We start from the raw sequence: 25,986 nt of genomic DNA on the forward strand, positions 1-25,986 counted from the left end.
TTGCTTGAAGTGAATACTGGTTGTAAGATACCTGTTTAGAAAGAGGAGCTAAGATGAACGTAGTTATATTATTAGTGAGTTTAGTCATCGCATTGGTTGTCTTGATACCGTTATTGGAAAAGTATCAGCAGCGCTTAGGGCTAGATAAAATGCAAAAGTATGCCAAATATGTACTGCCTTTATTAATGGTGACGCTGATCATTAAACTTATCTACGTTTTGGTAGTCGGGTAACAAGCGCCGAGCTATTTTTTGCGGCGCTTACCATTTTGTAACTTCAACCATCCTGGTTTTTGCGAACGATTTAATTCACTTAAAATAAGGGTTGCCTTTTCTATTGTGATCCTAAAGTCGGCGATATCTTTGTATACCTGAACTGCTATTTTCTTTCTTTTTACCGCCGCGCCGGCATCTAAAAATGACTCGACCAATTTATTCAAAAAGCGTGTTAGCGGCGAGTGAGCTCGGGTATTATCTTTACTTCCTAAGCGTTGTATTTGTTGCTCTAGTTTGCGCTTTATTTGCGTTAATTCGGCTTGGCTAAATTCGCTTTGGGCATTGGGCAACGCTTCGAACAAGTCGAGCTTGTCAGCTAAGTATTGGCATTCAATCGCGCTGAGTTCCTCTTGTTGTAAAATTCTACTTAAGCCATTTCTAAACTCAGTTTGTGTCACGCTGCGGTGGCTCAGACGCTCGCAATGCTGATTAAACAACTGCCACTTTTGCCACATGTAAACATAGCCCAGTCCCGCGCCTTTGATATTTTGCATGCCGACGATAATTTGATGTTCATTTGGCAGTGCTTGTTTTGCGATGATTTGGTTTAAAGCATCAGGCTTGATGTCGCTATCATGCACTAACGTACATTTGAGAGAGGCAAGTTGCTCTGCAAGCGCTGCGGTTTGCGAAAGCCTAGTGCTCAGGTCTTCAACTTCCAAAAGCGACTGGGCAATTGTCCACGCTTCAAAACGCTTTAGAGTAGGGGGATGTGTGTCGTCCTCATTATTAAGTTGCGACTGCAGCGAGTCGAGGCTTGAAAACGCAGACTCAGGTAGCTTGTCTGTCGTAGTATTTAATGATGCGATCAGCGCATCTCGCGATAATGTGAGCCTAAGGCGCCTGAGTAAATCGCGCAGTGCGTTGTGGTCGTTATTGCTGAAAATACTGTGTAAGAGATTTTCCAGTGCAACCATAAAGTACTTAAAGAAGCCATCGATATTGGTGCCGATCACCACAATGGCATCAAAATGCAGATCATTGGCCAGAATGTTCGCAAATACTTGCGAGCGCGCTACACGGTCGTTACGATTATTAATTAATGCAACAATTTGCGCCTGCTTTCCCTGTTCGACGATGTTTAAGCGTTTCCAATTTTCTATCGTTGCTAGGCGTTCGTTGGCAGACATGCTGTTGATAAAACTTTGACTGATTGCACCAATCTTTGCAGTCGTAAACTGCTGAAGCACGCCAACATCGGGAATAACCCTAGAAGCCGTTTCTTTGAACACATAGTCTTTATTGATGCCAATATATTGCGCCATTTTGCAGACTAAGGCGATGTTATCCGGATGCTCAACATAGGGATATTTTGCGAGAATGTCAGGCGTTATTTGATACCCATCACCCCAATGAATCTGAATGAGTGACGTGTTTTTTTGCTCCGCCGCCAAGTTGAGTACTGAAGCCATATTCTGCTCGGCGGTGAACACTTGGGTGTTGTAACCCAAAAAGGCAGACATCTCTTTTGCTACATCCAAGCCTGTTGGGCCTAAAATATCTTCATGATCTGGGTAGGCATTAGTAATGGTGGCGAAGTTATCTTTCATCCAGCGCACTAGAATTTTTACATATCTCGGAGTCAGGCCCATACATTCCCACAGGAAAACGTCCGCTTTTACCTGCTTTGCAAAATGTAGCACATCAGCTTGCTCCCAAATACTCGCTTTGTCGAAAGGCCGAAATAGTGGGATCTCATATTGCTCACCAGAAATTTTTGAATAGATAAGCATTGCTTCACAGCCCGTGGTCTTGCTCACGACTCTCAGCGCCAAACTGCTAAATAAGGCCGACTTCAGCCTCTCGGTTCCTGATTTTCCTCGTGTTCCCCAGCCGCCAATGGACACCGGAATGTGTTTTCGATTTTGTTTTATTCTTTTACTGACATAAATATGCCGAGTCCAAAAGTAGCTAATAAATGCAAGCACAAAGAAAACCAGCTGCGAAATACTATTTTGATAAATGGCATCGACGTATTCTTTAAAACTGCTCCAAATGGTGAGTAGCGCAGAGGTGACACCAGAGCGAGTATAAAGTTGCTGAATGTCTTTCGCGACAGGAAATGGCGTTTTTGCGATGTCGCCATAGGCACTAAAGTGTAGAGAAAACCCCAGCGTGTTAAGTGTATCCAAATACTTACCTTGCTCAAGTTCGTTGCCCTTTCGTAAGCGGTCTAGCTCTGCAAACTGCCATGTTATGGTCCAGTACGCCTTAAGGCGTCGCCACAAAGTCGATGGCGGAGTAACGGCTAAAATACCATCCGGCGTATAGGTTTTGGCGTCTTCTTTACTGTGGTCATTAGTCAGTACACTTAGCAAAAAGTCGAGTAATGGTAGATGTGGTCGACTCGTTTGTTCGGCGATATTAAAGAGCAACTCCCCCGGCACTTTTGTTTCGCTAATTTCCGCGGTAGTGCAGCTAGGGACGTGGATCGATACGCTGGGCTTTTTCGCTTTGGTATGGGAATAGCTTTGACGTTTATCGGTACTTGGTTGTCTTATTTCGTGTATTACTCGCCATAATCTTCTTGCTTGACGATATCCTTGTTGGATACGCCAGCCAGCTTTTGTTTTTGAGGCATTAAGACTTTGACCGCGCTGTGCAATATAAGAAAGTGAGCGGCCCAGTTCATCACGAGACCAAGTTGCCAATGCGTCACTTTGTTCGTTGGCTTCAAGAGAAGCATTGAGCTGCGCGATGATGGCTTGATGATAGAAGCTACCTAGCTGTTCCCTGGCTCTGGTGATATAACGGCAAACGGCGATGTTTGTTTCGTTCGATAAGCAGTCATTTAAGGTATCAATAAACCGTTTGAAGCAGAGTTCGGCTTGATTTGATTCAAGTTGCATATTCAGCATAATACGTGCGCTTTGCTCAAGCGCTAAGCGCTTGAGCTGCATACTAAAGTCGCCTGTTAGCACACGTTGCCACAGTAAAAATGCAAAGTTCTGCTGGCAAAAGCGGTCTGCGGATAACTGTTTTATCAAGGTGAAAAGTACGGCATTTTCACTTTCTTGCTCAAACCGTTTGGCGATTAACTCTTGTGCAAAGGATGTGGGATAAAACTCGACAAACTCTAGCGTAACTTGGCGCACTCTGGGCAAGGTGTGCTCGCTGAGTGCACAAAGCATATTGAGATCTTTTTCTGTAAGCTTTGGCTGGCTGACAATAATTTTAGGGAAGATACTCAAAATATAGAGCACTTCTGCATCAACTTGCTGACTATTTTCAATGTCGTTCGCTTCTTCAAGCAAAGCCCACATGTAGGCACGAATAAAGGTGGGGCGTTGATGTATTAAGATCTCTAGAATATCGACGGTGGCTTGATAGGGCATATTGTCAGACTCAAGCAACTCAATAAGTTTGGCGATAAGCTCTGCGTCTAATTCCGAGTCAACCTCATAGTTGTTCAAGGTTGCGACCATATTGACTAGTGCACGGATCAAGCCATGACGAATATGTTGATTTTGGCTATGGGCGAGTAAATTTAAGCAAAATGGCTGCAAATCCAAACGTTGCCAAGCATTTTCTAGAGTATCGTGATGAGCACGTAAATATCGGTTAGTTAGGGCGCCAAGTTTGGCAATTAAAAACTTAATTTGCTGTTCTATCGTGGCAACTTGATGTTGATATCGAGCAACTACAGCGCCTTCGTCAAACCATCGCGAAAATGCTTTTTTATCTTGTTCTAACGCGACTTTAGTGGTGCCAAGTTCTTGAGCATAGGCGATAATATGTAGCTCTTTTTCACTGGCAAATTCAGACTTAGCGATACGCTGTACAAATCCGGTGTGGGATACCTCGAGCAGCAAAATTTGCTCATGTAGGGTCTCAATTTTATGCCGCAAAAAGGCGATAGATTGAAGTACCAGCCAGTCGGTTTCATCCTCGTTTTCAGGGCGATTGTAAATGAGTTCCCATGCGCACAATTCGTCGATCAACGCACTGTATTTATGTTGATACAAGTTCAGCCAAAACTTTTCAGTTTCGGCAAAAAATAGGGCTTCTAATTGACTCTTTAAGGCTTCAACGCTCATGTAAATCTTGCTCTAATAAATGACTTAGCTGTAACGATTCAAAAATAATTTCATCGTGAGCATAGGGGGCAAAAGCGGTTTGCTGTAAATTGCCTAAACGTACTTGTAGCCCAACCTGATGGGTATTGTTAAACCAGTCTTGAGTCCAAGTTACACCTAACCAACCCGCTGTGTTATGACTAAAGTCAAAACCCGTTTGCCAACCCAATTGAGTTAAGTATTGCCAGGTTGGATTAGGACGGTTCTGATCGGCAAATACATAGCTTGATGTTAATCCAGCGTGGAAAATATGGCCTTGATAAAATTGATACCAATCAAATGAAAACAGTGCATTGTCGAGCGTTTGCCAATCTTGATTTGACGTCAGTGTAACGCCGGAGCTGAAGTAACTATCAACCCAAGGCTGATAGCGCAGCCCAGCATGCGCTTGCCAGCCGTGCTTATGATTATTACGGTAAAAGGTGTACATATCAGGGCCAATTTGCTCATCTGCAATAAATTCGTCCTTGCTGATACTGGTGTAAGTGTAAAAAGGCTGCCACCACCAAATGCTTCTAAAACCGCTGTTATAACGGTGAATTTGGCCAAACTTTGCCGAAATACTAGAGCTTAAATGGGTTTCACTGATAGCCGTTGCATCCTGCCAACGATTACGCACCCTCGCTTCTGCAAACCAGTTCGACTGCTGAGAGAGCCAATCGTATTGACCATTGATAGAGAAGGTGTCTTGGTGATGATTATCCATCGTGAAGAAAGTATCGATGCGGTACCAGTTATTCTCATCCTTCACTCTCAACGATAAACCTAAATCGAGTGTGGTACGGCTGGGGCTAGGCTCCGTTGTCTGTACAATGTCGTCGCTATCAATATTCAAAAATCCTTCGACGCCAGTGCGACTTTCATCAGTTTCAATACGAGCTTGCTGAAATTTGGGCTCAGCATTTGTTGGTGTTAACTGTTGTTTGGCTTTTAAGAACATTGGCACTTCAGGTACTAGGTTAACGCGATGCAAAGTTGGACTTAACGTCCAGATAGACATGCGTGCTAACGTTTGCTGTTGTTGGCCAGTTAGTGAGACTTGTCCTGCCGGGTGAAAATAGGTGGCTTCATTTCTAATACCATTGGCAAAGGTTTCAATTTTAATCAGACTATCTCTAGTTAATTTCGCCGTGATTGGGGTTGTTTCATCAGAGCGATAAAAAATTTGCCTCGTATCCAATGGGATATCATGCCATTGACCTTGGCCAAAGTATTGCGGACGTACGCTAACGCTTTGCCCCGATAAAGGGTTGAGCCAACGCAATTGCAATAGTCCTTGTCGCGTCTCAACTTGTTTAATGCCGTAATAGAGCGGTTGCGTTGGCTGCAGCGAGATCACATCACCTTGACTTGGCCCCACCAGCTCTACATTAGCAGGCGGTGCCACGATTTGCTTGGCAGCAGAGTAGGCAAACTTTACTCTTACTTGAACTTGTTGATACTCAGAAAAATCAATAGTCAGTATTTCGTTTGCTCTGAGTGGCAGGCCTGACGGCTGATTTTCTGTGAGGTGTGCGGTGATCTGGTCACCAACGCTTTGCGCCGCAAGCGTATCAACTTTTACCTTTTGTGTGCCCACATAACTCGTGTATTGTTCCGCAGCAAGCCATTGACCATAGCGCATCAAGCGGGCATATAAATCGGTTAAAACGGCATCATCCGATAAACTGGGGTGCAGACGTTGAAGGACCCTGTTATAGCTTTCGTTAGACAATGTTTGCTGACTCAGTTGATACAAGGCATTTATCGCAATTTCTTTAGCACTGAGCTCATCTGCTATGTTCGCATCAGTGCTACTAACCAAGTGCGCAGACTTATCTGCAAAAGCCGGAGTGTTAGCGGTTTCTGGTTGCACCCGGATCTCTACAAACAACTCATTACTACTGAAAAGTGTGAGGCTTTCATTTGCCGCTAATTGAATATATTGCTGCGATGCAACAGATAATCGAGTCGCTTGTGGCTGCAATTGCAAGTTTGCTGCAATATCACTAAATATGGGTAAAATCCGGGTTTTGGCGTTGTGTTCATATAGCAGCCATTGAGTATTTTTGTATTCTTGTCCTTGGTACGCAGCACGTGCACTTAGCTTGACCGTCAAAGGCGTTTTAGCAACCAGTTTGATGGGTTTACCTGAACCTAGCGGGTACAGCTCAGTTTGATTATCCAGTGACTCCACGGCTTGTAGGTCATAGTGATTAAGGCTGTATTGAGGCTGGGTCAGTTCGTTTGTTTGAATTGCCGCGACTTGTTCGGCCTGTTTTGGTGTTAATGCCATTTGCTGGCTTGTCCACAGCGCTTCTTGCTGAAGCCCAGAGTCAAGCAGGTACGTCAACAGGATATCATCGCATTGATATTGCGTGATATCAGTTTCGTGGGCAGCGCATAATAGGCTAGCTTGGATATATTCATTCTGTGCTAAATATCTCGCGAGTAGTTCATTGGCAGCGTACTCTCTTAAAGATTGAGCGGTGCTTTTTAGCAGTGATTTTAGTAATACCTCGGCGTTTCCACTGCGTTCTAGCTGAGTCAAAATAGTAATATTCAGTTGCCAAGCCATTAACGCAACTTGCTCACTATGCCCACTCAAATACGGCTTCAGTTTCGCAAGTGCCATGAGTGGTTTGGTCTTTGCTACGATTTGCAGCTCCGCAAGCACTTTGGTGGCGGTAAACTGGCCGTGGCTGTCTGTCTTAACACTTAGTTCCGGTGCACTCAGCCCGCTAAGAGATAAATAGTAAGTGTCCGCTCGATTTTGTTTGCTTCTTGCCAGCAGACCTTGAACCAATGACCCTTGGCCTAGCGCTTCTTGCGTCATGGTTAAGAAGTCGGGAAATGGTTGTACGCGGTTTATTGCTACAGCGATATCAAGCGCTTGCTTAGCCCCTTCAATCATCACAACTTTGGATGCTGGATTCATGTGTAGGGTAAGTCTTTGAAAATGACTGCTAGGCGCAACAAGCAGCGTATGTTGGCCATGCTCGCTGGTGATGGTTAAGCGTTCTGGTGTTCTTGCTCGAACATACAAGGTAATTGCATTATCAATTCTCAGTATGTTCTCAAGATGATACTTCAGTGGCTGAGGCGATGTAATGTAATTGACTCGCTGAGCGCTTGAAGTGAGCAGCACTTGCCCAGCGGCGCTGCGGCTGCCCAGTGTTACTCCACTTATCGCAACATGATGAGTGAGCGGTTGAGGGGAGCTTGGCGTTAAAAAATACACCGTAGAGGCAATATCGTTAAGCATTTGCTTACGTTTGACCGCTAACGCCGTGTCAGAAGCGTTAAAAGTGAGTGGAGAAGTATCACCATTCATGTAAAGGGCGCTGAGCTGCTCGTTCAGCTGTTTATTCCAATACGGACTAAATAGCGACTCCTGCTGCTTTATTCCTGCATTATCGTCGTAAATACCACGGTGCATTTGTAGTAAGTTAAGGTAGGCAGGCACCGATGTTGTGATAGTGAGATAACTACCTTGCGGGACAGCAATATAATCTTGGTTAGACAAGCCGACTTTAGGCTCAAGGTACTCATCCGCTTGGATGTCTGATATTGCAATGGTGCTTATAACCTCACCGTTGACTTTAATTGTGACAGTACCATTTTGCGCAATCGCGTGCAGATCTTTTCGAACTTCTAGTTTGAGCTTTTTGGCGTGCTCAAAGAACAAGCTTGTCATTTGTGTAGGTTGTAGGTGGAACCAGCGCTCTGTATCTTGCGCTAATTGCAGTGTTTGGTCGTCAAGCCCTGGCAGTCTAAGTGCGCTTCGATACGGATCTCTGTGGCTATGCATGCTGCCTTGCCAAAGCGCGAGAGATTGAGCGTTATCACCGGTGTAAGCAACCTGAATTAAGCGGTTTTGTGCTATTGCACTCAGTTGGCAGCGGGATTGAATACATAACCAATCGGATGTTGGAATGGCACGTCGTAGCTCTGGGGTTTGCCCCGCAAAAAATTCGAATGTGTCGAGGGCACTTGGCGTTGTGACTAACCACGCGTGACTTGGCAAAAACAGCCACGCTTTTTGCTGCGGTGCAAAGTGCTTGTTAGCATTGGCTTGGATAAATTGCATACGTGACAGATCAATCCATTGGGCAGCCGTCTGTATCCCTACCTCATTGGCTCGGGATATCGTTGCAAACAGCAGTAGTGTCATTATAAAAGTGATTGCACGCATTTAGTAAACTGCTCTAGTTGTTGATTGTTATTAATTAATTGCTTTCTTGTTTGATAGCTTAGCTCAATATGGATAAAGCTATATTCAGGAAGCGCAAGCTGATGCATGATATTTTGCGTCCCGCCAAGTTCTTGCACTTCTTGAGGGTAAATCAGCGCCCGATAACCTTGCTTAACAAGACAAGACTTCAACTTCCATAGTGTGTCGTCATTTGTTTTGCCTTGGCTTAAAATTATTTCGCTTAGTTTACCGGCGTCGGTTTTTCGCTTCTTCTGACTAAACCCATGTATTTGGAACACTTTTGCTATTGGGTGTAAAGATGTAAAAGCTATGATAGCTGACGCGTGAATATTGTGAGGTTGCTTGGCGTAATCATAGGTTTTACCAGTGTCATTGTTATCGTATCTGTGTTTTGTGTTGTTCAGTAACACTTGGCAACTGTGCTGGAAAATGTGCTCACCAATGGTCAGCGTATGTTTATCATGAAAGCGATGTGGAACAGACACCACGCAAGGCCGGTGCTTAGGCGCATACGTGACTTCGCCATGCGCTTCACTTTGAGGCTTTGGCGTCAATGTAAACTGCTCTGCTTGGTGCGTAAATTGCCAGCCATCAAGTGCTACAGGTTGCTTAAACCAGTGCGCCATTTTGCTGCTATCGGGAACCGCAGCGTTAACATTCAATGACAAGCACAATGCCATGTAAAGTGCGTAGCGACTAAGGTGTCTCATCTTGCCACCAGTTTAATGTTGCATCAGGCTGTTCATTTTCCTCTAGTACACTTATCCAAACATCATGTGAAAAGCGAAGCGTCATGGTTTTAGGCGATGTTAAGTCTTGAAACAGCGGCAAAGTAATACTTGGGTACTCGTACAGCTCCGCGTGATTAGGGTTAAAAAACATCCTCGTTTGTGCTGGGTTTAGATGTAGTACAAAGTGTTTAGTTAAAATGGTGTATTCATCGCTTGGGGTGATTACCTTAGTGCTATCCAGAGCGGTTGCTACCGTAATTTCATCTTCAGGGTCGGCACTAAACACTTTGACGACCAAAGCGTTAGGTTGCAAGTTATCCTCGCTAACAGCAACAGTGAGTGGCGTTGCTTTCGCTACTTTGTACAGGCGGATCTTCCGCACGGTTCTTGGGATCCCTTGATTGATGAAAAGTGCTTGGGTATTAGCTAACTCCTCTATTTGTAAGCTGTTTAGCGGAACTTCAAATAGTGTTGGTTTACGCTTTTGCTTCACAATCACACTGCTTGGGTAGCTTGTTGCTTCACCGAGCTTAAAGAGCGCAGATTTGGCTACCTGACGATATTCAAACTCCATTTGCGGTACTGAGTTATCAAAGTAAGCTTGCTCAATGGGCACCAACGCGATATCCGAGACAGCTAAAAACTGATCTAAGTCTTTGGAGCGGTATTGAGGCAGCAACTCAGGTACTTCTGGTGGTGCTTCAAATAAGCGCACCGATGCTATCTGCTTTTGTGTGTGAAAGAGGTAATGGTTGTCGGCCTTTTGGCTAAACCATGCGTCAATACCTTGATAAATTGGACTTTCAGGGTCACACACTGGGTAGCAACGATGGCTCAGGTAATTAAATGTTGGGCTGCGGGCTTGCAGCTTCACCATCGCATCTTCGGCTTCAATTTTGATTTGATTAACGTTATCTGGTATTGCCAAATAACGCTTCTCTGCGGTTGGTAAGGTTTGTCGCTCCGTGGTTTCAGTTATCAGTCTATCGAACAAAGCTTGCTCCGCCGTTGCGGTAAAAACGTAGTCCTTGATCCGCTCACTGTTGTTATAGAGGCTCACAGAGAGAGTGCTGCCCATGGGCGCGCGCCACTCTAAAGCGATATCGCTTTTAGGAGAGACTTGATAGTAAACCGGCGTTTGCGCGTTGAGCATATAATAATAACTATGCAGCGGGACTATAGGGTCGACGCCATTGCTAAATACCCGAATGCTGGTGGGGGCGTTTGCGCTAATGGTAACAAGGCCTGTAGGTAAGTTGCTCAGTCTAGATTGGGTAGTGGCTAGCATCTCAGGAGTTAGTCGCTTAGGCGCGCTGAGTTGGCGTAAATCATGCCAAACAAAAGTAAGATTTGCATTTTCGGGATGGCTTAATAAATATTCAGTGTGTTCATAGACACGAAAACTGGCGCTTAGCTGCTCCGAAATCAACAAACTGTCTAAGTCTAGCTGGGTCGAAAAATCATGATTAAGCACATTGTAGGGGAGTGACTCATATAACAAGTCAGCACGAAAGTCGATGTTAGGCACGCCCTGTGGCGCTAGCTTTTGCCAATCTAACATGACCGAATTGTATTTTTCTTCGTTGGTTAAGGCGTTTTCACCTATGGTGTGGTAATTCGTCATGCGTTCACGCCACTCAGTTGGCCTTTTCAGCCATGCTTTGGCAGGGTCGATAATACTGTTACTGGTTTGGGCATGGACGCGTACTACCACGCCTTTAAGCTGAGCATTTTCTGGTATTAGCTTTAACGTGATGGTTGCAGCCTGTTGTAACTCTTCACGATTTAAATAAAAGGATTGTCCAGACGCCACGGCCAACGCTTCACGGTTTTCAATGATCTGTTTTACTTGTTGCTGAAAGTCGTTCGAGGCGGCTTTAGCTGCATGGTGATAAGTACCGCGATAAATAATCGCTCCTTTTGCATCAAGTAACTGATATTCAATAGCATAGTTGACGGGCTGATCATCCAGTGGTTGCGATTCGAATATCCCATTGGACAACACCCGAACAGACATGGTCCGAGACGGAGAAAAGGAAAACTTCAGTGCACTGTCGGTTTTTAGCCAATGAACATTGGAGCGAATATTAAACAAGGTCGAGGTATTTGAAGGCTCCGCCGATTTTACCCACACAAATAAAGTGACGGCGAACCAAACAAAAAGTAGCAGCAAAGCCGTAAAAATAGCAAATCGTAATACCTGCTTAATCCAGTACATAACGCCCCTCATGAACCGCTTTTGCATAAGTGGCTAAATCAATAATGCGATTTCTTCTTGGTAAGTATAGCGCGAGCAGTGCGTTGTCACGGGTAAACATTAATCCCAGCTCACCATTTCTATGCGTGCTAAAGGCGCTTATTTTACATTGGCTTTCAAATTGACAAAGTGCTTGGAGCACCGGTAAATGTTGGGTGGTGGCATAACGCCCAGTGGCCACATTAAGTGCGTCAATAAATTGTGCACTGGCCTCATGCCAATCATTTGGAGAGAGGGCAAGCAAATCGATTATTTTGAGTTTAGGTGTGTGTGCAACGGCTAAAAGGCGTTGCAATAAAGCATCGTTGGTAATGGCAAAGTGCGATTTAAAATCTGATGCCAACCACAGTGCTGCTAACTCACTTTTTGGCGCGAACAGCTGATACCCCGACTGCGGTGTGGTACCGAGTTCTAATCCTCTGGTTGCTTGTTGTCCCAATACGGTTTGAGTATTAACACCAAGATCAGCTAGCACCCTTTGTAGTGTAGCAATAGTGTCATTATGAATAGGGTTAGGCGTTGTGAATTGGTATGCAAGCGCTGAAGGTCTGATGCTTGCTGGCGCGCTATGACTGCGGATCTGTAAATTAAGTAAGGGGTTGTCGTAAAAGTAGCGCTGTGCACTTTGATACACCACATTAAATAATGACCGCACGTTGTCGGCTGCCATTACATTTGCATCTATGCTGGTATACGGATGAGCACCAGCGATTGCCAGTAACTTTGCATGGGTGGCCGTAAACAACTGCCCAGAGAACTCCAAGGTGTTACTTTCAAAGAGTGGTCTAGGCACCGCAATGGTGAGGGATGGTTTAGCCAGCAAGGCAATAAAGTACACCCCTTGACCCAAATTATAGGCAGATTTGGTATCTAAAGGAGAAATTGCAACGAATTGCCCTTGGTTATTTTCAACTAAAGTTAATTGATACTGTAATAGGTTTGCTACGCGATTTATCTGGCTCAACCTTACCTCAAGCGTTTCCGGCGTTGTTACTATCTCGAGGTTTTGGGTGATGGCAAATAGCGGCCTTAACACTTCATATTCCCACAGTGCAGCACTGGTATCGCTCAGTGCGCTAAATGCACCGCTACCCTTGGCGCTAATGTGACTAGAAAATGCTTCAATAAGTGCCTGTATGCTCTCATCACTTGTGCTTATTCTATCTATGTCTTTGTCGATACGTTGCAGGCCATATGCGCTTAGCAACGACGAATAGCTATCCGAGTTTAAATACGCCTCAATCATCTGGCCATGGAACTGGTTGTAAGGTAAAGGTGCATTTGCCGCGAGACCAAAGTGTGCATCGTTGATGTTAAACAAGGTAGCAAGTTCAGATTGTTGTACTGAGCTTGGCACACTGTTAAATATCCACATCTGTGCGTCTTCTTTTAAACTGTGTTGGTGCATCAACTGGCTTACTTGCCGATTAATTTCTCTGAGTTGGACGACCTCTGGAATATCCATCGCCATAAAAAAGTCACTATAGAACTCGCTTTGTTTACCGTTCTTATCGCCACTTTGGTTAGGTCGCGCATTGCCAAACGCCATTGCCTGGCTTTGCCAATAGGAAAACAATATCCCACCCGCCTCACTGGCAAGCCGCTCTGCAGTGGGGTAGGGGACGCTGATGATATGGGCTTTTTGAGCAGTTAAATTAATGATAAACAGACCGCGCTTGTGATCTTGTTGATTGTCTTTTATTACTAAAAATTGTGTTGTACGTTGCAAAGAAAAGTCGGCTTGACGCAGTAAGGTGGCGGCCTCGACATAGTGTGACTCACTATCCTGCTTAAGCAACCTAATTGCTTGTTTAAAGTGGCTACGTTGCTGCTCGGTCACATATTGACTGACATTAACGTTAGCCGCATTTTGAGTATACAGCTGGCTCTTGTAATTACTGATCACTTGGCCGAGCGTTAAATCGCTGGCTGTTTCATTTATCGCTAATGTATTACTTTGTACGAATAGGCTTGGAATAACCATAATTGCAAAACCGATACAGATGGCGATAAAGCCACCAACAATTGAAGTTTGAAAAGTTGCACGGATCACAAGGCCTAGCGCATTTTTTTGGTAAATTTTAAGGGCGAGTAAGGTCGATAGCATGTAGCCAAAAGCAAAGGTATCGGTCACTTTTAAGGTTGGGAAGTAACCGACGACGACGTAGTTTAAAATCAGTTTGTAGACAAAGCCGATATTAAAAAACAGCAGCATGAGTCGCGCGCCTTCGATATTGGCGTGTTTTAAACGGGTAAAGTTTAAGACTACATATCCAAAGACCAAAATAATCGCTGTTTCTACGAATGATGTGAGCAGCTTAGTGGGTTGCATCAGTTGTAGTGCTAGCAGCGCTGGCAGCATAATGCCATTGAATTCCCAGCCGTACTTTAAATTAGCCCTTGATGCGATAAAAGCGGTGATCACCAAGATAATATAAGCTTTAGGGGCTGCAATAATTGAGGCTGCAACAGCTTCGTACATGACGGCAAGATTGGCAATGCTAAAGTTGGTAAACGCCATCAATCCAAAACGAATGATGATATAGGTAACAACCAACTGAATAGCGGTGACTTTTATGCCATATTTAAAGCCGCCATTCCACATTACATTGGCGGTCAATGCGATGATAATCAGCCCGAGGCTATAAAGTTGTGCGGCGTAATCAAAAGTGATGTCCCATTGTGTTAAGTACGCGGCGACCAGCGGCCAAAATAGCACATCCATGGTAACTCGAACCATAATGCTTAACAAAACGATGGCAAAAAATCGGTCACGGCCAAACATTTCTGCATAGCCTAGTCGCTCAACAAGTGTTTTGGCAAAAAACCGCATTAAGCCATAAACAACAATGGCCTCAACAATGATCACCCAAGCCGATGTTGGGCTCACGATAAATAAAGGGACTAGGTAACCTGGAACCACTAAACCAGTTAACGGGAAGCCAAACCTAAGATTGAAAAATGCGACAACCGCGATGCCTATCCAAACACACGTGATAACGGATTGCCCAAGTCCGCCCGCACTTGGGAATAGCATTAGCGTCCAGTCCATTTATTCGTCATCCCACTTTTCAGGCAAAAGTTGCTCGTTAACCGCAAGCTGCTCTGACAAGTGTGTTAAAAAAGCTTCTTTATCATCTAGTTGAGATAATTGCTCGCCAAGGTCGATAAATTCAAACAACACCCCGCTGGTTTCAAATGGGGTACTGGTGTTAAGGCTGGTTGATTGTTTGAGTAAGGCTCGAATGCTTAGTAAATAAGTTCGATTGTCTAAATACACAGGTAATACGATTTTGCCACGTTTTAGGGTTAAATAGCGCAACTTTCCTTTAGCTTGTTCACTATCCATCTCGGTACAGCGGCAAAGTAAGTCTAAGGCGGACATGTCGAAAATAGACAGCTTATGTTCTCTAGCAAAGCGTTCAAGAGATTCATTTACCTGCACAATTTGGCCAAATAAGTTATATAAAATACTGGCACTGTGAAGCTGGTTGAAGACATGCTCCAGTGAGGTGAGTTTTTGATCCATCTCACTAATTGCATTTTTGATTTTATGACTTAGTGGCTCCTTTAGAGAAAAAGTCAGCGCCCGAATCAGTGTGCTTTTGAGGTTTTTTTGCTCAGCAGCAAACACCTTATAGTGGAATAATAATTCACCAATTTGATGCGCAAAGAGATTTACATTTTTAATAAATGCTTGCTCATCAAAGTTGTCTTGAGGAGTGACGGTTAGCGCCCAAAAACCCCGAACATCTCCTGCGTACATTAAGGGGGCGATGTACTGCTGCTCATCTTCAGCTAGATGTTGGAAGAAAGGGCGGGTAATTTTGATGGCACCAAACGCTTTGATTGCATCTGAATAGGGTACTCGCTCGTAGTCTCTCCGCATCTCTAAGATATCGCTGAGCTGACAGTGTATTGCACGTATTTCAGTTACTCTGTGGTCCCCCTCTAAGCGGGTGAGAAAGATACTTCTTTTCAGGTTGAGCTGTTGATTTACAAGTTGGATGATTGCATCCCAAGGTTCATTATGCTCAAGAAAATGTCGTGGTAAGTATCGACCCATCATACGTTGCTGGATTAGGGCTATCAGTGATTTTAAGTTTTCCTCTTCTGACCACTTCAGTGAAATAAACACCCAAATTAGCGATAGCCATATCAAGGAAAACAACTCACCAAGCGGCAATAACACGGAATACCAATGATGCGCAGCAATGCCACACATAATAAGTAACATGCTGGTGAATACTGCAATGACTACATTGGTTTTTGTCGCACTTCTTTGGTAGCCCACTAAGAAAAATATTGATGCCAGTACCATCACTGCGATTATTGTCACTTTATTTAAAGGTTGGATAAAACTGTCGGATGCAAAGCTATTGGCAATAAATGCTTGTAGGTAAACAGGCGGAAGTTCTTGCGCCCCAAAATAAGCATTACTATTCAAGCGTGAAAATTTTGAGTGCTGAGCAACTAAGATGACCTTTTCGCTAAGTTGTGCGGTGAATAAGTCACCATCAAGCACTCTCTGCGCACTAAATTTTGGTAGTGAATAATAAGGCAGCGAGTAGTCTATGATTTTGTTGAGGTATTCACCATGCTGCGGAAATATTTTATCCCACAATATGTCACACGCGCCTGCTGGTGGTGCGAGACTAATTGCGCTGCCGTACCAATTTTCTGTCTCCAATAAACAAACCGATTGCGTATTGAATGGATAGTAAATTGAGTCATTGTTTTGTTGTGGCGAAAGTTCGGTATTTGCAAAGAACACAACGGCTTTTGGTTGATAGCCAGAGAGTATTTTTGCTAACTGCTGATGTTGTTGCTGTAAGTTTTCCGCTTCAATCACGACTACTTGCGTTGCTTGCGTGGTGTTGAGCTTGGAAAACCATTGTAACCCAATTAGGTTTACCTGTTTATATAAGCCTGATGCTGACGCGATCAACAAAATAGCGAATAAACTCATAAATAGCCAAAACTCACGTTGGCGTTTTATAAAGTTTAATTGACTAAAAATCGACATGCTTTTTCACTCTCTTATTGCTGGCTGAAAGTGAGAGTCAGCTCAGTCGTCTTCGTTGTTTTTACTTTAATAAATTCTAAGCCATGAATTTGCTCGCTTTGCCACTGAGCGCTCTGAAGTTGCACTGGACGCTGCCACGAAATCATCGCAATATCATCTAAAAATAAGGCACTTTCACCGCTACTTGGTGGCGCCATGGAGAGGCCAAACTGGACGCCACGAGCGGGCAATCCTTCTTCGCCAAGCACAACGGAATCGTCAGGTAAGGTAATATCTTGTCTAAATGTTTGCCACTCATAACTACCTGCAGGTTTTAATTGGGGCGTTGACTCAGAAAAGATAAGGCTATCTTCTGATGTTAAGATACGAATATCAGCCTTAAACTCACCAGCGTTCTCTCCTTTGGCATAACCAAAGAGCGAGAGCTCATGGTAAGCCTGTGCCGTGCTCGGCGCTGGCGTAATCGGCATGGTACGAATTGTATGTTTGAACGGCACACGTGTTGGCGTTTCGTTAAATTGTGTTCGTTGTAGACAAAGCCCTTGTACGCCACGATATTTGCCGACTAAGCAGGGCGCGATATCGTCGGCCTCAATTAACCAACGAGAGACTTCCCCCTGTTCGTTATCGCTGTCCCAGTCTTCAAAATCCCCAAAGAACAATAAGTCCCGTCCAAGCACAATCTCTGCTTGAGGATCACTAGCCGTGAGTTTGCTAAGGAACTCAGCACTGCTTGAATATTGGCGTAAATCGACAATATGCTCACCAGCTTCCAAGGTAATGACTTTTTGCTCGGTTGCTTTTGCTTGAACCGGTTTATCAAAGGTGACTTCTGCAAATCCCGAGCGCAATGAGATACCAACTTCGGGTGAAGAAAATTCAGCGATGCGTTTTAGTAGGGCATTGGCAAGATCGCCACTTACAAACTTAGGAACATAGTCTTCTAGATAAACAGGATAGGCTTTTAATGCACTGATTTTAGGTGTGCCTGCGGTTTCTAACTCTACCACAGCTATCAGTCCTAAAAAGGTTTCAAGACGATTTTGTTCAAACACAAAATTGCCTAGCCCAAGTATGCTTGGTACGCCATTGTATAAGCCAAACCCTTGTGCAACGTGAGGATGATGCGCAATCATCAAGTTAGCACCATTTTTGGAAAGTAAATCAAAGCGATTTGAAATATACGCCGTTGGTGCGTATGAATACTCATCGCCACCGTGGAGCTGAGCCACAACAAAGCGGCCGTTGGTACTGGCTTGCATCACCGTTTCTTTCATGCCATTGGTATCTGTTAGATCGGCAGCTCCCCCTTTAGCGTCTGATGCCACATAAGTGACGGTATGTTGATCGCCTGTAATAGAAGTCGCAGACACAAAGTCTATCGTTGTTTCACCAAGGCTTAGGCTGTAGGGCTTAAATGCCTCTGCCGCACTTGTGCCTGCGCCACTGTGTTTAAACCCTGCCTGCTCGACATACTTCAAGGTATCGTTCAGTCCAGGTGCTCGATAGTCATAGACGTGGTTATTGCCAAGTGCTACATAGTCAATACCCAAATCATTGAGGGCAATTAATGACTCCGGCAGACTAAAAAATGCGAACTCTTTGCTTGGGTGGACCGTGCTTGGGTTTTTTAGGATTGGAGATTCCAAGTTAACCGAAGCGAAATCGACATGTTTAAATAAAGGATGCATAAACTGCACTAGGGCTTGGGCATCAGGTCCTGCGCTTTGGGGCTGGATAAGTCCGTCAGGGGTGCTGGGCAATGAATTCCCCATAGTAATGAGAGCAGGGTTGAAATAACGACGCCCAAACATGGTATCACCGGCAAAAAGTAAGGTTTTTAGCGTGCTCGACTTAGCTTTTAGTTCAAGCGTGAGCTGCTGCTCATTGTTATTTTGATTCGCTAAGGTAAAAACCAAGGGCAAATAATCTGGGTGGGATATTTCTGCGACATAAGCGCCGTATGCTAAGGCCGACAGGTCAAAGATACCATTGTTATTTGAGGTAAATAACTGATCATTTATCGTGAGGCTAGCATTGGCAATGGGGGTTGCATTTGCGTCGTGCAAAAGTATGCTTAAATTGGGCGTCTCGCTATCCCTATCTTGTTGGCTTTTATCTTCATCCTTATCTATTTGTGAAGGACCTGTTTCATTTGGGTCCTCGACTGAGCAGGCTGTGAGTGCAAATAGCAATACTACATTTAAGATTTTTTTCATTGTGGCCAGCCTGCTTTCAAAAAAGATACATTATTTAATTCTTTAGTATTATATCTGTAACTCTTTATGTGTTGCAATCCTTTGAAATGGAATGTAAGTTTCCAAATCAAAAACTTAACAAGCGCTGAAAAATGCCTTAAAAAACAACTTTTTTCAGTTCTTCATTAGTATAGGACAAGAATTTACGAAGATAGCTAAAATTCTGTTCAATATTCTTTACGTTTTTCTAGTCGGACAGCTATTCTTAGAGTATGATCTCGTCAATTGTGAAAACCCGCTTTGAGGAACAAATGCGTCTAGAGATACATTGCGCTGACCGTATTGGTATTGCCCAAGAAATTCTCAATATCTTGGTGAGTTACCGTGTCGACTTGAAAGGTATAGAAGTCGATTCAGTAAATTGTCGAATGTACGTGAGCTTTCCACCCATCGAATTTGAACAGTTTCAGAAGATTATGCCTGAGATCCGCCTAATCGATGGCGTTGAAGATGTTCGTACTACAGCGTTTTTACCGTCAGAACGTGAACATAATGAGCTGAATACTTTGCTCAGTGCGTTGCCTGATGGTGTAATTTCTATCGACGCTAAAGGCTGGGTACGTCACTGCAATGACGCAGCTTGTCGCGACCTTAACATGGTTGAAAAGGAAGTGATCGGTGCCAACATTAACAACCTTTTGAAAGGGTTTAACTTTACCCGTTGGTTAGAAGGTAAAGAGGTGTTAGGCCAGACAACCCGTGTAGAAGTGGGCGGGGAAGATTTTATTGCTGATATTTTGCCAATTTCGGTGCCCCAAGGGATCGAAGGCGATGTATTAGCCGGTGCGGTGATTAACATTAAATCGCAGTCGCGATTAGGGCAGCAAGTCAGTGCGTTTCGTCGTTATGGTCAAGAAAGTTTTGCGACGATTCATAACCACAGCACAGCCATGCGTAGAGTCGTGCGTGAAGCCAGAAAAATGGCACAGCTAGAAGCGCCAATTCTGATCACAGGTGAAACAGGTACTGGTAAGGAACTGCTTGCCAGAGCATGTCATTATGCTTCCAACCGGTCATTAAAGCCTTTTATCGCACTTTCTTGTGCTTCGCTGCCTGATGACGTTGCTGAGTCCGAGTTGTTTGGGTATGCAGGATATGAAGAAAATGCAGCGCCAAAACGCGGTGTATTAGAGCAAGCGGATGGCGGCACGGTATTCCTCGACGAAGTGGGTGAAATGTCAACCCAGTTACAGACTAAGTTACTGCGTTTCTTACAAGACGGTACTTTCCGAAAAGTCGGTGATGAGAATGAAGTTAAGGTCAATGTTCGCATCATAGCTGCAACGCAAAAAGACTTGCCAGCAATGGTTCAAGAAGGTGTATTTAGAGAAGATCTCTACTATCGTATTAACGTGCTAACGCTCGAAATTTCACCGCTGAGAGATAGAAAAGCGGATATCGGTCCTTTGGCTGAACACTTTGTGCAAAAATATGCCCAGCAAAATGGTCATCCAGCGCCAACATTTGCCAGAGAATGCATTGAATTTTTAGAGAATTACCCGTGGCCTGGTAATGTGAGGCAGTTAGAAAACGCTATTTATCGTGCGGTTTCGTTGCTTGATGATAAAGAGCTTCGTACTGAGCATCTAAACCTACCGACCTTTACCCATGACTTAGGTTATTTGGAGTCTGATTTTGAAGGGACGTTAGATCAAGCCGTGAAGAGATTTGAAGCAACCTTGTTGCGCAAGCTTTACCCCGCTTATCCGAGCTCAAGGCAACTGGCTAAACGTTTGGGATTAAGCCACACAGCCGTTGCCAACAAGCTGCGTGAGTATGGGATAAATAGAAAAACAGTCAAAGTATGATATATAAGGCTACGCAATGAGTGTGGCCTTTATGATTTAGTTCCCATGTCTTTTGTCACGCCATCTACCTTAATATTCTTAACGCCATCTTCTTCAAAAGAGAGTGTGATACTCACGTTATCTCGCGCAAAGAAGTAATCTATCCCATTTACCGTCAAGACGTAATTACCCTTTACAGAGTCGCTAAATTCTTTTTTCACAAGAGAGATTTGATGATCTGCAATTTGCCACTTAAATTCAGAAATAAAACCTTGATTGAATTCTTGGATCCACACGCGGGTATCGTCTTTACTCAGTGTAATGGCAACTGAGTAAGACTCTGGTAGTTCAGACATGTCATAATGATTTGCACCGATGCGAAACTGTTCAGTCTGTTTGTTCCAAGCAAAACCAAACTCAAACGCTTTCTCTACACCGGTTGGGTAGGTTAGCGTGCCTTCTCCTTTAAAGTCGAAGTCTGCGTAGCACATACTGGAAAAGACAAATAAGGTGGAACAGGTAACAAGGGATAATTTTTTCATTGACTTCACTTCAGCTATTTTACTTAATTTGAGGTTCGCGTATGTAGTAACCGAACTCATTGTTTTTAAGCTCATTTTATGGTCTTTTCTTGTCATGCTAGAAAGGCGTTCATTTTTTGAAGCTCAGGTTATTAATCTAGTTTACTGACAGCATTACCGCAACTAAGGGCAAAGTAATGTATCAGTTATAGACGTAAGCGTAGCAAAATAATCACTTTAGAATATGAATTGCTATGCTAGAATCGAAAAATTATAAACTGGTAAGACCATTGTTATGAATTTATATTTTCGTTTACTGCTGCTGTTTTGGAGAATAAGACAAAATAAACAAATCGCAGATTCCATTTTGTCTCCGATAGATATCGAGTACCGCGCCCTGCCAAGTGATTGCGATATCAATATGCACTTGACCAATTCACGATACTTAGCATTTATGGATTTGGCGCGCACTTGGATGACACAGCGAGTTGGGTTATTTGCAGCTGTGATGAAACGCCGCTGGTTTCCAATTGTTAACGCGACGGCAATTACTTATATTCGCGATATCAAACCACTGCAAAAATTTACTATTACCACTAAAGTTGTTGGGTGGGATCACAAATATTTTTACATTGAACAGCGCTTTCATTCTAAGCGTGGGCTGCATGCAATTGCCTATGTTCGTGGGGTATTCAAGCGTAAGGGTGGTGTAGTTTCTGTTGAGGAAATGCTAGAAGTGGCTGGGTTTAACGGTGAAGCACCTATTTTATCTCCTGAGATTATGCATTGGAAAGCTATGTTAGAAGCAAAGAAAAACAGTAATCTATAAACTATAAAGGCCACATCAGTGGCCTTGGGGATTGAGAAAGTAACAGTAAATCTGTGATTTAAACCATTTAGGTGTTAGAACTTATATTTCACACCGAACATGGCCACAATTGGGTCAAGCTCTACGTCTGAAGTTAATGCTTTTACGCCATTTGCGTATACAGTTGCATCGGTATTGATATCCATTTTAGAGATCATACCGTGTAGACCCCATTTTTCATTTAAGTCGTAGTTAAAGCCGACTTGTAGTGCGATACCAAAAGAACTATCCAAATCAACTTCGACATCGTTAGTCTTTAGTGTTGCTTTTAGTGCTGCACTTGGCTCTTCATCGAAGAATACTGTGTAGTTTAGACCAGCACCGATAAATGGGCGGAACTTAGCACTCGCATCAAAGAAGTGATACTGCGCAAGTAGCGTTGGTGGCAAGTGTTTGATGTCAGCGATTTCCGCCCCTGCTAAGCCACCAGCACCGTCTACGGTGTGAGAAAATGGTGTTGCCGCAACTAGCTCAAATACGATGTTATCGCTGTAGTGGTAATCAAGAGTGATACCAAGCTGGGTGTTTGAATCAGCGACTAAGCCTAGCGAGTTATCTTGATCAATGGCAGAAGCCGTGTTGTCAGGGTTTACATTAATAGCACCAACATTAACACTGAAATTTGCGTGTGCGAAGGGAGCAGCAACTAGCAGAGTAGATAAAAGTGCAGCGCTTAAAGTTTTCATTTTCTTCTCCTAACCCTATGTGAGGACATTTTTAAACTGTGAAACAGTGTGTGTTTTCAATGAAGCCATCTTAAAAGGGTTCAAAAAATGAAAAACTGTTCTAGATCAATTTTTAAATTGTAAGATTTCAGAAATTTTTGAAAGTTTGATTTAGATTAAGTTTTCTCGATGTCATTAATTTGCATTAAAACTGCAATGCTGTGGTCAAAGTTTCATCTTTAAATAATTGCTAGATTTCACTTACAAGTCATTCTCAGTTATGTCATTAGCAACACAGAATCAAAATCTTAGCGCGTCTCACGCAACCGAGATATTAACGCATTTGATCCAAGCGCCTTCGGTTACACCGTGTGATGCAGGCACTATCGCTTTTATGTCAGAGCAACTCGCCGCGCTGGGTTTTACTATTGAGCAGTTTGAGGTGCAGGGAGTAAAAAACTTGATTGCAAGTTATCGTTTCTCTTTGGGACCAACTTTTGCTTTTTCTGGTCATGTGGATGTCGTGCCTGCAAATAATAAAGGCTGGATTGTGCCGCCATTTAGTGCGCAGATTATTGATGGCGTGATGTATGGACGTGGTGCTGCTGATATGAAAGGTGGCGTTGCGGCAATGCTTGCTGCAACCAAAACATTACTACAGCATCGTGAAAAATTACGAGGAAGCCTTTACTGGTTACTCACTTCTGACGAGGAAGGTGAAGCGGAGTTTGGTTCCAAATTGATTGCAGAGCGATTAGCTGAAAATGGCATCGAGCTAGATGCTTGTTTGGTAGGTGAACCGACTTCACATCAAGTAGTGGGAGATACGGTTAAAAATGGTCGTCGCGGTGCGATTTCTGGGCGTATTCAGGTTAAAGGAAGAACGGGGCATGTGGCTTATCCAGAACAAACGGTTAATGCAGCTCACATCGCAGGCCAGTTGGTTAGTCAACTCGCGCTTTTACCTTGGTGGAAAGATGAAGCGGGATCGCAAACCACGCTGCAAGTTACTGGGATCACTGTTCCAAATATCGTGGATAATTTAGTACCAGCAGAGTGTGAAATCACCTTTAATATTCGTTACAGCCATGCCTATAAGAGCCAAGAAGTTGTGCACTATATTCAAGAGTCGCTGGCTAAATCCGGTGCTATGTTAGCGATCAGTTGGGAGCGGCCTTGTGAGTCGTTTTATACCGGCGCGAGGCAAGAAAACTGTTTCTTAACGCTGGTAGAGCAAGCAATCCAGGAAACAACGGGGCAGTATCCGAGTTTAAGTACTGCAGGCGGCACCTCCGATGGTCGCTTCTTTGCGACCGGAAAAACGCAAGTGATCGAATGTGGGGTAAAGAATGATTCAATTCATCAAGTGAATGAACATCTATCCCTCAGCGATCTACATGCGATAGAAAAAATATACTTATCTGTTTTAAATAGGTTTTTTAAAAAAGTTGAAAATTTTTAAAAGAATTTTCTTGAAAATAAATTTGCTGACCATAAATAGCTTTATGAGGACGCCGACAGGGCCTCATGAATTAAATAACTATTTGTTTTAAAAGTGCTTATTGGTTCTTTTTTGAAGAGTGAGCACCTATGTATAGCTTTAAGAGGATACAAAATTATGCGTACAGTAGATTTATCACCATTATATCGTTCATTTATCGGTTTTGATCATTTAGCTTCTATGATGGATGCTGCTGCAAGAACAGATAAACAACCTAGCTATCCACCATACAACATCGAAGCGCTAGGTAAAGACAAGTACCAAATTACCATGGCTGTTGCAGGGTTTACCGAGCAAGAGCTAACGCTGGAATCAGAAAACAATACGTTGACCGTAAAGGGACAAAAGCAAGCAACTGAAGAAGCCAACGAGCGTAAATTTATTCATCAAGGGATCGCCGAGCGCGGGTTCGAGCGCAAATTCCAACTTGGCGATCACGTCAAAGTATTAGGTGCAGACTTAGCGCACGGCTTACTGGTTATTGACCTTGAACGCGAGATCCCAGAAGCACTGAAGCCAAGAAAAATAGAAATTGGCTCGGGCAACTTGCTTGAAAGCAAGTAATATCAATCTAATTTATTGATTTCCAACCCGCCGCCGTCAGGCGGCTTTTTTTTGCCTAAATACAAAGCATTTGTTATTAGTAAAGTTATGCTTCAGTCGTTATCCCCCAGAAAATGAAACTTGGACTAAGACAATACGTAAAAAGACGAAATGGTGTACCACTGGGTCATAGTCAGTCACTAGGAAACATGTTTCGGCGGGCTTTCGGCGCTCGGTCTTTCGATGGTTTCTGGGTGTATTGGAATCCTATCTGGAGTTATTACTTGGCGCGCTTCGTATTTCGTCCATGCGCAGCGAAAGTGGGGGAAAAACTTGGCTATTGGTTTACTTTCATAGTGAGTGGCGCATTGCATGACGTCATTGTTGGATTAGTGGTGGGAGAAGCGATTTTTACATTTACCCCATTCTTTGCTGTACTTGGGGCTACTGCGCTTGGATTCAAAGTGACGGGCTATCGTTATTCGAGTCAGCACTTTCTCATTGCACCTTTGTTTAACGGTTCGATCATTGTGTTTAGTTTTTATCTAAGTAGTGTTTTTAGCGAGTTACTTGTATGGTAGAAGAAAAATATTGCGTTGAGATGAAGAATGGAATTAAAAGATAAGCTGATATTGTTGTTGAAATCAGGTGGGTTATCGTTACTCATCGCGGGTGGATTTTATACTTTGTTGTTTTACATGTCTGCACAATTTCATCACCAAGTGCAATTTTCGCCCTTCTCGCAGGATATTGGCGTAAACGCGATGCTAATTTATAGCTTCTTGGTTTTTCTATTTAGTGCCATTTTTAGCTATTTCTTTTTGAAAATGCATGCTGCCCGTCATGATATGCATGTCGATGGCTTAGTTCTGAGCATAAAATATACACACTTAGTACTTTGGGGAGGTGTTGTCAGCATTGCGATTTATATCTTATTACACATGAATCAACATGTTTTGGTGTTAAAACAAGCCAAAGACAGCCACACTTCAGCTCAGCAACTTGAAGCGTTGGTTTCTTATCTGCCTGAAAGTGGTGATGTGATAGATCTTGCTGTTGCACAAAATCCCGCGACGGCACCAAACACGCTAACTTACTTGAGTCTAAAACGAGACTTTGCTACGCACTTAGCACTTGCCATGAATCCAAGTACTCCCAAAAAAGTGCTAGAAGAAATTATTAGCTATTATCACGGAGGACAACAAGATGTAGTCCTCAATGCGGTGATGAAAAACCCTAATGTGGCTAGCGGCAAGGTTCAGCTGCAGGTACGTTAATCGTTT

16 protein-coding genes are annotated in these 25,986 nt (G+C 43.6%); 7 read left to right on the forward strand and 9 right to left on the reverse strand.

Annotation, left to right across the window (positions count from 1 at the left end):
- Positions 1-53 precede the first annotated feature (53 nt).
- Entirely contained in the window at positions 54-233 is a 180-nt protein-coding gene (locus L3V43_RS14800) for a hypothetical protein (RefSeq protein WP_010370747.1), read from the forward strand.
- Positions 234-244: 11 nt separating this feature from the next.
- On the opposite strand, the gene pgsB is transcribed toward L3V43_RS14800, so the two are convergent.
- The 7 genes from pgsB to L3V43_RS14835 are packed head-to-tail and all read right to left on the reverse strand — an operon-like array spanning position 245 to position 18,779.
- Positions 245-4,312 carry a poly-gamma-glutamate synthase PgsB gene (gene pgsB / locus L3V43_RS14805; protein ID WP_237116843.1) on the reverse strand — a complete coding sequence of 1,356 codons (4,068 nt, stop codon included), beginning with the start codon at positions 4,310-4,312 and terminating at the stop codon, positions 245-247.
- Positions 4,302-8,525, reverse strand: a complete 4,224-nt coding sequence (locus L3V43_RS14810; RefSeq protein WP_237116844.1) for a hypothetical protein — start codon at positions 8,523-8,525, stop codon at positions 4,302-4,304. Before L3V43_RS14810 ends, pgsB begins: the two co-directional genes overlap by 11 nt.
- Positions 8,504-9,256 (reverse strand): hypothetical protein, encoded by a 753-nt coding sequence (locus L3V43_RS14815; RefSeq protein ID WP_237116845.1) that lies wholly within the window; start codon positions 9,254-9,256, stop codon positions 8,504-8,506. The genes L3V43_RS14810 and L3V43_RS14815 overlap by 22 nt, the downstream gene beginning before the upstream one ends.
- Complete coding sequence (locus L3V43_RS14820; protein ID WP_237116846.1) at positions 9,243-11,495, reverse strand: hypothetical protein; 2,253 nt, start codon at positions 11,493-11,495, stop codon at positions 9,243-9,245. The genes L3V43_RS14815 and L3V43_RS14820 overlap by 14 nt, the downstream gene beginning before the upstream one ends.
- Positions 11,482-14,586 carry a poly-gamma-glutamate biosynthesis protein PgsC/CapC gene (locus L3V43_RS14825; RefSeq protein WP_237116847.1) on the reverse strand — a complete coding sequence of 1,035 codons (3,105 nt, stop codon included), beginning with the start codon at positions 14,584-14,586 and terminating at the stop codon, positions 11,482-11,484. The genes L3V43_RS14820 and L3V43_RS14825 overlap by 14 nt, the downstream gene beginning before the upstream one ends.
- The gene (locus tag L3V43_RS14830) at positions 14,587-16,560 is read right to left on the reverse strand and encodes a hypothetical protein (RefSeq protein WP_237116848.1); all 1,974 of its coding nucleotides are present in this window, start codon (positions 16,558-16,560) and stop codon (positions 14,587-14,589) included.
- A gap of 14 nt (positions 16,561-16,574) precedes the next feature.
- Positions 16,575-18,779 carry a CapA family protein gene (locus L3V43_RS14835; protein ID WP_237116849.1) on the reverse strand — a complete coding sequence of 735 codons (2,205 nt, stop codon included), beginning with the start codon at positions 18,777-18,779 and terminating at the stop codon, positions 16,575-16,577.
- Positions 18,780-19,069: 290 nt separating this feature from the next.
- Here L3V43_RS14835 and tyrR point away from each other — a divergent pair, with 290 nt between their 5' ends.
- Entirely contained in the window at positions 19,070-20,626 is a 1,557-nt protein-coding gene (gene tyrR / locus L3V43_RS14840; protein WP_010607852.1) for a transcriptional regulator TyrR, read from the forward strand.
- Positions 20,627-20,655: 29 nt separating this feature from the next.
- Here the strand turns inward: tyrR and L3V43_RS14845 are convergent, their stop codons facing one another.
- Positions 20,656-21,222 (reverse strand): hypothetical protein, encoded by a 567-nt coding sequence (locus tag L3V43_RS14845; protein WP_102056351.1) that lies wholly within the window; start codon positions 21,220-21,222, stop codon positions 20,656-20,658.
- A 199-nt stretch (positions 21,223-21,421) separates the two neighbouring features.
- On the opposite strand from L3V43_RS14845, the gene L3V43_RS14850 reads away from it, so the two are divergent.
- Complete coding sequence (locus tag L3V43_RS14850) at positions 21,422-21,955, forward strand: acyl-CoA thioesterase (RefSeq protein WP_237116850.1); 534 nt, start codon at positions 21,422-21,424, stop codon at positions 21,953-21,955.
- A 74-nt stretch (positions 21,956-22,029) separates the two neighbouring features.
- Here L3V43_RS14850 and L3V43_RS14855 read toward each other — a convergent pair whose 3' ends face one another.
- Positions 22,030-22,680, reverse strand: a complete 651-nt coding sequence (locus L3V43_RS14855) for an OmpW family outer membrane protein (RefSeq protein ID WP_010607855.1) — start codon at positions 22,678-22,680, stop codon at positions 22,030-22,032.
- A 259-nt stretch (positions 22,681-22,939) separates the two neighbouring features.
- On the opposite strand from L3V43_RS14855, the gene dapE reads away from it, so the two are divergent.
- The 4 genes from dapE (at position 22,940) to L3V43_RS14875 (ending at position 25,980) form a co-directional block, all read left to right on the forward strand.
- Positions 22,940-24,121, forward strand: coding sequence for a succinyl-diaminopimelate desuccinylase (gene dapE / locus L3V43_RS14860; RefSeq protein WP_237116851.1), 1,182 nt, complete (start codon positions 22,940-22,942; stop codon positions 24,119-24,121).
- Between the two features lie 156 nt (positions 24,122-24,277).
- Positions 24,278-24,724, forward strand: coding sequence for an Hsp20 family protein (locus L3V43_RS14865; RefSeq protein WP_010607857.1), 447 nt, complete (start codon positions 24,278-24,280; stop codon positions 24,722-24,724).
- 263 nt (positions 24,725-24,987) lie between these two features.
- Positions 24,988-25,284 carry a hypothetical protein gene (locus L3V43_RS14870; protein ID WP_010607858.1) on the forward strand — a complete coding sequence of 99 codons (297 nt, stop codon included), beginning with the start codon at positions 24,988-24,990 and terminating at the stop codon, positions 25,282-25,284.
- A gap of 27 nt (positions 25,285-25,311) precedes the next feature.
- Entirely contained in the window at positions 25,312-25,980 is a 669-nt protein-coding gene (locus tag L3V43_RS14875; protein WP_010607859.1) for a hypothetical protein, read from the forward strand.
- Positions 25,981-25,986 lie beyond the last annotated feature (6 nt).

The organism is Pseudoalteromonas sp. L23, assembly GCF_021728455.1.
GTDB lineage: Bacteria > Pseudomonadota > Gammaproteobacteria > Enterobacterales > Alteromonadaceae > Pseudoalteromonas.